The following is a 10,907-nucleotide window of genomic DNA, read 5'->3' on the forward strand; positions in this document are numbered from 1 at the left end:
CAGCAAACAAAAGGAATTATACGACATTGTGTTGCAAAATGACGCTAAAAAATAACGCGTCTTGAGAGAACTGTATCTAACTGACCATAAAATCGGTCTTGGGTGGCGCAAAATAGGAAAACAGGAATACTATTTTACAAGTCTGCATTGGAGGTTCTATTGGTAAATGCGCCATAACAGACAAGCCTGTTACTTTTAATCAGCAGATAAATTCTATAACGCCCTATTTGTGTAATGTGGAGTTTGTCCATATAGTTTTGCAATCAGAATACTTTAGGTTGGCAATAATGGATAAGGCTACAGGAACAGCAACCCCTATAATCAATAGGGGTAATTGGGAAACTTTGTTGTTCCCTTTACCACCAATAAATGAACAGGAAAGAATTGTTGCGAAAATTACAGAGTTAACACATTTTCTTGGTATTTACAGCAATAAGCAAGAAGAACTTAATAAGTTAAATTCTAATATGTACCAACGCTTGAAGAAGGCAATTCTGCAAGAAGCCATCCAAGGCAAACTCGTTCCGCAAATTGCCGAAGAAGGTACAGCCCAAGAACTGCTTGAACAAATAAAAACAGAGAAGCAGAAACTCGTTAAGGAGGGCAAACTAAAGAAGTCTGCTCTCAGCGATTCTGTTATCTTTCGTGGTGACGATAACAAGTATTGGGAGAAGAAAAGCGCAACGTGTGAGTGTATTAATGAGGATATACCTTTTGATATACCGAAAAGTTGGGCTTGGGTACGTTTGGAAACTATCCTTAGTATTGGCTCTGCTCGTAGAGTTCATGCAAAGGACTGGAGACAAACGGGAATACCATTCTATCGAGCGAGAGAAATTGGCAAATTGGCTGATGATGGCTTTGTTGATAACGAACTATACATAGACCTTTCTTTGTACGAAGACTTTTCTTCAAGTGGAGTTCCTTTGCCAAATGACCTAATGATTACTGCTGTGGGAACTTTGGGGAAAGTATATATCGTCAAAGAAAGCGATAAATTTTATTACAAAGATGGAAGTGTACTGTGCTTGGCTAACAAGTATGGACTTTGTGCAGAATATCTAAAAATGGTGATAGAATCGCCTTCATTTAAGGGACAATACAGACAAGAATCAGAAGGGACAACAGTTGCTACATTGACTATGGTTCGCTTACAGAAGTATTTCATTCCATTACCACCATTGCAGGAACAATATAGAATTGTTGAAACGTATAGGAATATAGCAAGTATTATGAGCTGATAGGAAGCGAAGTATCTGAAATAGAACTTCCTTTTGACTTTCCAAGTACTTGGTCTATAGCTCGATTAAATGCTGTTTGTCAACTTACAGACGGCTTGAAAACCATTGGCAAGCAATGCTTGTTAGATGCCAAATACTTACGTGGTAAAAGTTCTGAAACTATAGTAGAACAAGGTAAACTTGTATATAAAGGTGACAATATAATGCTTGTGGACGGTGAAAACTCTGGTGAAGTTTTCATCGTACCACAAGATGGCTATATGGGTAGTACATTCAAGCAGTTATGGATAAGTTCCTCAATGTACGAACCTTATGTTTTAGCTTTTATACAGTTCTATAAAGAGACATTGCGCAACTCTAAGAAAGGGGCCGCAATTCCACACCTTAACAAGGAGCTTTTCTATGGTCTTATAATTGGCATTCCGCCATTTCAAGAGCAAAAAAGAATAGTCCAAAAGATAGAGTTGTCAGCGCAACTCTTGAAATAACTGGCTTATTTTGAAAGCAATACGCTCTTGTTCCTTTACAGGTGGTATCGGAATTAAAAAATCATTGTATTTGTTTTGGGTTAGTTGATTGATTGTGGTTGTATTACTCACATCTCTCAACTGCCCAAAGAACAAATCAGACTGCAAATAAGCAAACATATACTCGTAAATAGGAGTTTTACATATTGCCATAAATGCGCCAAATGTCATTGGCTCTGGCAAATTCCTTATAAGAGCCGATTTTCCAATTAACCGTTTGCTCCCATTTCTTGCACAAATTATAATATCATTCTCTTCTATAAGTAATTTTTCTGATATGGAAGAACTTACTCTTACAATATCATCTAATGCTAACTTGCCATTTCGTATATTACAGGAACGTAATACGATAGTTCCTTTCTTGTCAATATCTGTCGGTTTATACGTTAGACCAATATAAGAGTTTGATACATTACGAACTCTACACCATTCCCAATTACTTGGGATTTCAAAGGGAATTTGCTCAGTTATATCCAAGCATTTTTTGCCTACCTGCTCATAATACTTGTTATCGTCACCACGAAAGATAACAGAATCGCTGAGAGCAGACTTCTTTAGTTTGCCCTCCTTAACGAGTTTCTGCTTCTCTGTTTTTATTTGTTCAAGAAGTTCTTGGGCTGTACCTTCTTCGGCAATTTGCGGAACGAGTTTGCCTTGAATAGCCTCTTGAAGGATGCTCTTACGAATAGTATTGGAAAGTTCTTCATTTAACTTATTAAGTTTATCCTGCGCTTTTCCATACTCATCTATATATGGCATAAACTCCTTTATTCTTGTATCAATACGGAACTGCTCCGAAAGAGGTGGAAGTGGAACTAACAGAGATGTCATTGTTTCTGTGCTTACACGAGGCATTTTTACACCAAACGTTGTAGAATTAATGTAATCATCTACGTAAGGTGATTTCAAAAAGCTAACAATATAATCTTTGCATATATTGCCGTAGCAAGTGAAAGGTATGATTTCGGGAGTACAAATACCTCCTTCAGGTGCAACGAGTATCTTTAATAAATATGGACGAAGTTTGCTGTATAAAATGTCACCACGGTTGAAGACGGTCTTGTCTCCGATGGCTTTTCGCTCACCAACAGTTTTAATATTCAGCAATCTTCCTCCTTTTTCTATATCTTCCAAATCCAATTCCCATAATTGAGTATCGGCATTCGATGCGTTAATTTTTCTCTTTGTTTGGGCATAAGTTGATATTTCTCCTAATCTGCACCATTCCCACCCATTTGGTATCTCAAATGGAATCTCCTCATCTATGCACTTCACCTCCCCTGTAGCGAGTATCTTCTCATAATAGGAACTTATAGAACAAATTTATGTCTATTTTATTAGGACAACTTAATGTTTCACTAATAAACGAATAGAAATGGAATTAGACAAATTTGAAGAGTTCCTAAGTCAAGGCAATATGGCTAAGAACACGATTTCGGCATATATGTATGCCGTGAAGGAATTTGGCTCTCGACACAAAGAGTTGAACAAGAGAAACTTGTTGGTTTACAAGACCTACTTGATTGAGACTTACAAACCAAAGACGGTAAACCTCCGTATTCAGGCGTTGAACAAGTACCTTGTATTTGTGGGCAAGACGAAGCTCCGCTTGAAGTCGGTCAAGGTGCAGCAACGTTCTTATTTGGAGAATGTCATCAGCAATGCCGACTACACCTTCTTGAAGAACAAGTTGAAGAAGGAAGACAACTTGAAGTGGTACTTTGTGGTGCGTTTCTTGGCTGCGACTGGTGCCAGAGTGAGCGAACTTGTGCAAATCAAGGTTGAGCACGTGCAAGTAGGCTATTACGACATCTACACCAAGGGTGGCAAGATACGGCGTATCTATATCCCCAAGACATTGCGCACGGAAACAGAAAAATGGTTGCAAACACTCAACCGTACAAGTGGCTATCTCTTTCTCAATCGCTTTGGCGAGCGCATCACGACAAGAGGCATATCACAGCAGTTGAAGAACTATGCCGTAAAGTATGGCTTGAACGAGAAAGTGGTGTACCCTCACTCGTTCCGCCATCGCTATGCCAAGAATTTCTTGGAGAAGTTCAACGACATAGCCCTGCTTGCCGATCTCATGGGACACGAAAGCATTGAAACAACACGTATCTATCTGCGAAGAAGTAGCTTGGAGCAACAAGAAATTGTAGATAAGGTTATTACTTGGTAAAATGCCAATAAAGGTTCATAGGAATAAGAGTAGAAAGAGATGCAGGTCTCTTTCTGCTCTATCCATGTAAAACGTTTTATCATATGACATGCATATATTAATGGGGAAATCTGAACCGCCACCGTTAAAAATGCTTATTAGGGCGTTTCTGCGAGGTAATGATTTGAAAGCGTTTCTATTTCATCAATCTGCGTTTTTCGCATTTCCTCGTCTATGCCACTTAAAGCCAACGGCTGCCACAACCACTTGAAACTCAAAATAAAAGCATCCTCTGCTATTTTTTGCTTTTTTAGACGTTATTTTTCCTCAGAAACGGACTTTGACCGCATCATCTAACCTTTTTGATCACCAAAAACAACCGAGATGACCAGGTAAAATCACTGAGATGACACCGCCATCAGGCAAAAAACGATGAAACAGATGTTTTTTACCTGCTTCAGAAACAAAAAAATCTGTTCGCCGATCTCTAGATTGAGCGTTGAGACGAACAGACTTTTGTCAAGAAAAAACAGATGACTTGCCAACGAGATAAAGGCTATGGATCATCATTCGTGGGTGGTAGAACGGGCATAAGATCCGCACTTCATATTCAATTCCATGTGGCTTATGATAAACAACATGCCCTTTATCTTCTTCTCACCACGAACCACAAGTGCATGAGCAACGTGGTGACAAGGCCGTAGTGACGGGCCATGACGTGGAAGCGCTCGATGAGTGAGGCACGGTGGTTTTTGTTCGTGGTTCCACCGTCGAGATAATTTGCCACAACCTCGTTGACGCGCACGAGTCTGAGATGGCGGCGCTGCGCCTCGTGCATCACACGGATGCACCAGTCCACATCGGCCGAGAAGCGGTAGCGCAGGTCGTAGGGATTGTTCTTCGCCAAGTCGGCCCGGGCATAGAACGCCTGATGGCAGACAAGCATACCCCGGCAGAACGAGCGCCACGACAGATGAGCGGGTGGCTGCAGGCGCCGGTGACACAGAAACCGCCGCTGGCTGTCCACGATGTCGGTAAATCCATAGAGCACGCCCGGCAACGGCTCACCTTGCAACACGCAGTCGGCAACATGCTGCAAGGTGTCTGCCGACGGAAAGGCATCACCGGCATTGAGAAAGACGATATAGTCGCCCGTGGCCAGTGCCAGTCCTTTGTTCATCGCATCGTAGAGTCCACGGTCGGGCTCGCTCTGTATGCAGACCACATGACTGCTGCACTGCTGCTCAGTCTGTCGGCGATAGTCTTCAGCCATCGCCACGGTATCGTCGGCCGACTTGCCGTCGATGATCCAGTGCTCCACGTTGGGATAGGTCTGTGCCAGCACGCTGTCCAGCGTAGGCTGCAGGACCTGTGCCGCATTATAAGTGATGGTGACAACGGTAAATCGGATCATATTCTGAAAGATCTTTGCGCAATGGCGTTGGTGTATACCTCTATATATTTCACAGCGACGCTCTGTTGGCTATAGTTGCGCTCCACCTTGTTGACCGCCTCACGGCTGAGCTGCTTATGGTCGGCATCATGGAGCGTCCAGTAGATGCCAGCGGCGAGATCATCAGCCGAACGGTATTCCGCCACGTATCCGTTTTTCTGATGGTCGATCATTTCGGGGATGCCGCCCACGTTGAATCCAACGCACGGCACACCGCAAGCCAGTGCTTCCATGATGGTGTTGGGCAGGTTGTCGCTGAGCGACGGAATCACGAAGACATCCGCCGACTGATAGGCCTGCACAATGGCCCGTGTGTTGTTGACATAGCCCAAGGGATATACGGGCAATTGAAAGCGCTCCGCGATCTCGTCGGCATGTCCTCCCATGACCACCACGCCCCACTGTTCTTTGAGTTCAGGATGGTCGGCGGCGAGTTTGTTGCAAGCCTCAACCATATAGTCCATGCCTTTGATGGTGTTGGTCACGCGCTGCGAGACAAAGAGGATCAGCTTCTTGTCGAGTGGCAGATGCATACTGAGCCGTGCCTGTCGCTGGTCGTCGGGACGGAACACCCGCGTGTCGATGGGATTGGGAATGGCGGTGATGTCCTGTCCCATGAGCAGGCGGCTGCGTCGTGCCTCGCCGGCGAGCCACCGACTGCAGGCCACGAACTTGATGGCATGTCTGGCCAGTATCTTTGCCTTACGCTCCCACACCTTATACGACAGGTCGCTCTTACTGCCGCCACCGGGCAAGAGACGGCACTGCCGGCAATGCGTCGTGAAGTGGGGGCATGACAGGGCATAGTGACAGATGGCCGTCGCGGGCCACATGTCGTGCATGGTCCACACCACGGGCTTGCCGTCGGCAAGAATCTTGTTGATGTCCTTGAGTGAGAGCATACCCTGGTTGATCCATGCCAGATGGATCACGTCCGCCTCCTTATACTCTGGCAGAGAAGTGATGTCAGAGCCTGCGCAGGCCGTATCGATCTCGAAGAGATGGTCACGCTTGAAGTGAAGATGCCAGAAGATACACCACCGCTCCCACAGGAAATGCAGGCGGTGACGACCCGGATGTGGCAAGCCTACCACCGTGATGTTGTCGGTCTGTTTGTCGGCCACGAGCATTTTAGCTTTCACGCCGTTGTTGTTGAGAGCTTCCATGAGCCGGTTGGCGGCCACAGCGGCTCCTCCGGTCTTTTCGCTGGTGTTGACAATGAGTACGCGCATAGTCTTTTTCTTTATTACTAAGACAAAGTTACGAAAAGAATGCCCAACAACCAACGATTCTGCAATATTTTATTATGTGTACGCAAACACCCATTGATTTACATCAATAAAAAGGTTTTTTCTATTTAATTATCACAGGAAATGTTGTAGGAATAAGAAAATCATAGTACCTTTGCACACGTCAAAAGGTTAATAGATTGTTTAGGTTAGTAGTAATAGATTTAGGTTTTTAGTTATTAGGTTTAAGGTAGATTTGATAGATTGTTTAACGGATGATAACAGAGACCGCGAGGTCAATGTTTGATTTGAAAAGGATTTTTAGTTAAACATAGGCTATACGCTGGAGCTCGTTGAGAGTTTCAGCGTATTTTTTTTGAAGACCCTCCCCTCCCTAAAAGGGAGGGAGAAAGCAACAAACCAGTTTTACCTAAATAACATTGAGATTCCGCAACTTCTTCCCACACCTGACTTCATCACATCTTTGGTTGGATGAAGTGTCATCATTGATTATCAGTTAGTTATAAGCTTATTTCAGCAATTGATGGTGACGCAATTGCGAATGATGGAATGATATCCCTCCTTAACAGCCCGGCAGACAGTCAATGTCTTTGTCCTGACTCATATTGCCTTGCCATCTCCAGATGATAAAGAAAAAAGAAAATCATGTACAGGCTTACGCTCCATGAGGAGCTCTGAGTCTCAACCAGTGGGATAGCCTTACGAGCAAGCTCGACGGCTATCCCACTGGTTGAGACTCACCCCTTCGGGGTCAAAGCCTGTACATGAAGAAAATTGTCAAGGCATAAAATTGCGCATAGCGCATAAAATAATAAATTGCGCATAAGCGCATAAAATATGATGCCGCCCAACAGAACACAAGCAGCATAGCAGACTTTCAAGACGCTATGGACTATCTTTCGGCCGCAGGATTTTATGCCCAAGGGGCAATTTTACGCGATAGCGATTTTCGTCACGGACAGGCTTTGTCCCCCCAGTAGGGGGTGGTGCTGAGGTGATGGGGGACAGCCGACGAGCTTGCTCGTAAGGCTGTCCCCCATCACTTCAGCACCATAGCTCCATGGGGAGCTAAAGTCTGTACGTGACTATTTTCCAAAAACTTATTCTCGATTCAGAGTGACGCATTGACGAAGTCAGGAAATAACATTGAGATTCCGCAACTTCTTCCCACAAAGGTAGCCCCCTAACTTTTAATGCGTAACTTCCTTTATAGTTGGTATTGGTTCCATCCGTTAAAGTACTGCGGCAACTCTCCTGATATTCTCAAGCTTTGACAGGAACCCTTTGTCCCGTTTTGCCATCTGCTTTGAATACTGCGTCTGCATGTTAATCCAGAAGTCTGCATCAATGCCCAATGCAGCCTCAAGCATCATAGCGTATTCAACGCTTATGTCACGTTTGCCGTTGATAATGTCGTTGAGAACAGAATAGGACATACCCATTTTTTTAGCAAGCTGACGCTGCGACATTCCTCTATCTTCAAGTTCATCCCGGATAACTTCTCCAGGATGAGTTGGCTCAAAAGGATCCACGTTGTTAGCTATCATATTGTCTTTAACTCCGTCTATGTGTATCATAATAACATCCTCCTATTTATAATGACTGCTTAATTCCGTTATATTGCAGATAGTGGAAATATCTTCTCCATTCTGCTTAGTCTCCTCAAATTCTATACGGTACTGGTTATTGACCCTTACTGATGAAAGGCCTTCTTTGTCACCATGCAATTTCTCTTCCTCATCTTAGGGGGAAGAGACTGTGGAGAAGAGAACTTTCTATTTTTGCATTGTCTGGTCTATGCTCACCAACTTGTTGACAATGGCATAGATGGTCAGACCCGCTGGTGAATGTATTTGCAGTTTCTTGGCGATATTGCGTCGGTGGGTGATGACCGTGTTGGTGGAGATGCAGAGATGGTCGGCGATTTCCTTGTTTGACATGCCTTGTACGAGAGCCACGATGACATCGCGCTCGCGCTGGCTCAACGGGTCATCCTCACCCTCATGCTTTACCATACCGGGTATAGCACTGAGCTCCACGCTCTGTTGCTTCCGTCTGTTTTCGAGATGTCGTATGACGGGAATGAAGATATCGTTCTCCACATTGCAGTGGAGATGTAGCCACTCCTCATTATTATATATATCGTAGAGTGTGGCCATGAGTTTGTTGTTGTGAGGTCCGTCGGCAGGCAGATATTTGATGATGATGTTTTTGAGCTCCCTGAGTTTTGTGTCGAGTTGGCTGTGGTGCTTGGAATAGGTGTCGATATCGTAGTTGTCGGACATCTCTCCGTCGAGGAGTTTCTGCACGTAAGGGAAGACATGCTTCTCCTCGTAGCGCATGTGCACCGTCACGCCATGGGCGTATTCATCATACAGTTTGAGGATGAGGCGTGCGAGATTGTCCTTTTCGTCGAGCGCATCGGCGAGCTCACGGCGAATCAACGGCAGTTGGAAGTCGAGATAGTAATCGTGGCTGGCGCGCAGATATTTGAGCAGCGTGGGGATGGAGACCATGTCCAGGCCGACTTTGTCCTCGTAGCCGTTGACCGTGTAGTTGATGACCGTCAGGAAGGTAAAGGTGTCCACTCCCTGCTCCTTGCACACCTCGTCGACGGTCTTGTCGCCAAAGCCGAGATAGATGCCAAAGGAGTTCATCGCCTGCAGGATATTATAGTTGTCACGGATGACCGATATCATCTTGTCGCCCGCCTCATACATCTTCACATTTTTCATTGCCTTTAATGATTCTTATTCGCCATTTGCAAAATTACGCATTCTCTTTCATTTATGCAATACCTAAAATTAAGTAAAGCCCCTTTTAGTCATCATCAACCTAAAACCAAAGCAACTACTATCTTTGCAAAAATATCGGAATGACAAATATCGCAATACAAATGACACTGCAAATTTAGGTCACAAATATTAAGGATTCGTTAACAGCTAATGGCATTGAGACTACAACCATGTGAAAGAAGTGTTTCATCGTAAACACTGATGTTACAGACAAAACATAGCCCCCATACCCCCAACAATGAGGATACTGAAGGTGTTTACTGATTTCACGAATTTTAGGTATTGTAAACATTTTCTATTTCCCGTAACTTTGCAACCGAAAAGGAAAAGACACTATTCCCGAAAAATAAGTATCGAATAACCATTTATCATTAAAGGTAAATATCAACAGTAATACATGATGGAAAAAAAGATGTCAACAAGCCTGCTGTCTTTGGCATTGGCTTTCACAACCCTGCCCATACAGGCACAAGTCAGTGCCGCAGACTCGGTGATGGCTCACGCCCGCGGTCACCGCTTGAGCGTAGGCGGATACGGCGAGGCTGCCTACAGCCGCAATTTCTACAGCGATAACGTCTACCGCTATTCACGTGCAAGCCAGTATAAGCATGACCCAAGCCATGGGCGCCTCGACATTCCCCATGCTGTCATCTATCTGGGCTATGACTTCGGCAAAGGATGGACGATGGGCTCGGAGATAGAATTTGAGCACACCGGCACCGGCTCGTCGGTAGAACAGGAATATGAGGAGAGCGGTGAATGGGAAACAGATACGGAAAAAGGCGGTGAGGTGGAACTGGAACAGTTCTGGCTGCAAAAGAGTTTTGCTCGATGGGCCAACATCCGTGCCGGACACATCGTCGTGCCCGTGGGACTACTCAACGCCCACCACGAGCCGCTCAACTTCTTCACCGTCTATCGCCCGCAAGGCGAATACACCATTCTGCCCTCGACATGGCACGACACGGGCGTGAGTTTCTGGGGACGCGCTGGGAAGTTCCGCTATGAGGCTCAGCTGCTTGCTGGACTCGACGGATTTAAGTTCAGCCGAGACGGATGGATCAATGCAGGAGCCGGAAGCCCCTTTGAATATAAGGTGGCCAACAAATACGGCTTTGCCACACGCCTGGACTACTATGTCACCGATGGTCTGCGACTGGGACTGAGTGGATACTACGGACAGTCGATGCACAATACTTTTCCCCACGACATGGAGGGTGACAACTACAACACCCAGGGAGAGAAGATAGGCACGAAGACCTACGACAACATCAAAGGTAGCGTGTATTTCGGTTCTTTCGACTTTACCTTTCATAAATATAACTGGATCGTACGTGGCCAGGCCGACTATGGTTACTAAAGTTTCCCACTTGCCATTTTACAGGCTTCCGCGAATAATCGCACATTGCAATATGTTGACTGACAAACGATTAATATTTTGAAAATAAAAGTTAACACTCTGTATTAGTGCATAGTCACG

The 10,907-nt window shown here is 44.9% G+C and carries 8 protein-coding genes and 2 pseudogenes; 4 read left to right on the forward strand and 6 right to left on the reverse strand.

Features of this window, described 5'->3' with window-relative positions; genetic code table 11:
- Nucleotides 1-146 precede the first annotated feature (146 nt).
- Both FYJ73_RS15035 and FYJ73_RS15040 read left to right on the forward strand, forming a co-directional pair.
- Nucleotides 147-1,241: a restriction endonuclease subunit S gene (locus FYJ73_RS15035; RefSeq protein WP_336509623.1), complete on the forward strand. Its 1,095-nt coding sequence runs from the start codon at nt 147-149 to the stop codon at nt 1,239-1,241.
- Nucleotides 1,242-1,261: 20 nt separating this feature from the next.
- On the forward strand, nt 1,262-1,729 hold the full coding sequence (locus FYJ73_RS15040) for a restriction endonuclease subunit S (protein ID WP_336509624.1): 468 nt from the start codon (nt 1,262-1,264) through the stop codon (nt 1,727-1,729).
- On the opposite strand, the gene FYJ73_RS16260 is transcribed toward FYJ73_RS15040, so the two are convergent.
- Nucleotides 1,709-3,091 (reverse strand): restriction endonuclease subunit S, encoded by a 1,383-nt coding sequence (locus FYJ73_RS16260; protein WP_419471156.1) that lies wholly within the window; start codon nt 3,089-3,091, stop codon nt 1,709-1,711. The genes FYJ73_RS15040 and FYJ73_RS16260 overlap by 21 nt on opposite strands.
- A gap of 52 nt (nt 3,092-3,143) precedes the next feature.
- Here FYJ73_RS16260 and FYJ73_RS15050 point away from each other — a divergent pair, with 52 nt between their 5' ends.
- Entirely contained in the window at nt 3,144-3,950 is an 807-nt protein-coding gene (locus FYJ73_RS15050) for a tyrosine-type recombinase/integrase (protein ID WP_154535561.1), read from the forward strand.
- A gap of 625 nt (nt 3,951-4,575) precedes the next feature.
- Here the strand turns inward: FYJ73_RS15050 and FYJ73_RS15055 are convergent.
- The 5 genes and pseudogenes from FYJ73_RS15055 to FYJ73_RS15070 all read right to left on the reverse strand — a co-directional run bounded on the left by FYJ73_RS15055 (nt 4,576) and on the right by FYJ73_RS15070 (nt 9,367).
- On the reverse strand, nt 4,576-5,343 hold the full coding sequence (locus FYJ73_RS15055) for a glycosyltransferase family 2 protein (protein WP_154535562.1): 768 nt from the start codon (nt 5,341-5,343) through the stop codon (nt 4,576-4,578).
- Nucleotides 5,340-6,614, reverse strand: a complete 1,275-nt coding sequence (locus FYJ73_RS15060) for a glycosyltransferase family 4 protein (RefSeq protein ID WP_154535563.1) — start codon at nt 6,612-6,614, stop codon at nt 5,340-5,342. Before FYJ73_RS15060 ends, FYJ73_RS15055 begins: the two co-directional genes overlap by 4 nt.
- A 1,250-nt stretch (nt 6,615-7,864) precedes the next feature.
- Nucleotides 7,865-8,209, reverse strand: a complete 345-nt coding sequence (locus FYJ73_RS15065; protein ID WP_154535564.1) for a HigA family addiction module antitoxin — start codon at nt 8,207-8,209, stop codon at nt 7,865-7,867.
- Between the two features lie 12 nt (nt 8,210-8,221).
- Nucleotides 8,222-8,365, reverse strand: a pseudogene (locus FYJ73_RS16055) (type II toxin-antitoxin system RelE/ParE family toxin); the annotation flags it as partial.
- 42 nt (nt 8,366-8,407) lie between these two features.
- On the reverse strand, nt 8,408-9,367 hold the full coding sequence (locus FYJ73_RS15070) for a LuxR C-terminal-related transcriptional regulator (RefSeq protein ID WP_154535565.1): 960 nt from the start codon (nt 9,365-9,367) through the stop codon (nt 8,408-8,410).
- Between the two features lie 472 nt (nt 9,368-9,839).
- On the opposite strand from FYJ73_RS15070, the pseudogene FYJ73_RS15075 reads away from it, so the two are divergent.
- Nucleotides 9,840-10,784, forward strand: a pseudogene (locus FYJ73_RS15075) (hypothetical protein); the annotation flags it as partial.
- Between the last annotated feature and the right edge of the window lie 123 nt (nt 10,785-10,907).

The sequence above is a fragment of the Hallella mizrahii genome (genome assembly GCF_009695775.1).
Taxonomy (GTDB): Bacteria; Bacteroidota; Bacteroidia; order Bacteroidales; family Bacteroidaceae; genus Prevotella; species Prevotella mizrahii.

Coding starts and splice junctions, on each gene's coding strand:
- FYJ73_RS15060 (WP_154535563.1), bottom strand. CDS start 6,614: ATGCGCGTACTCATTGTCAACACCAGCGAAAAGACCGGAGGAGCCGCT.
- FYJ73_RS15050 (WP_154535561.1), top strand. CDS start 3,144: ATGGAATTAGACAAATTTGAAGAGTTCCTAAGTCAAGGCAATATGGCT.
- FYJ73_RS15065 (WP_154535564.1), bottom strand. CDS start 8,209: ATGATACACATAGACGGAGTTAAAGACAATATGATAGCTAACAACGTG.
- FYJ73_RS15070 (WP_154535565.1), bottom strand. CDS start 9,367: ATGAAAAATGTGAAGATGTATGAGGCGGGCGACAAGATGATATCGGTC.
- FYJ73_RS15055 (WP_154535562.1), bottom strand. CDS start 5,343: ATGATCCGATTTACCGTTGTCACCATCACTTATAATGCGGCACAGGTC.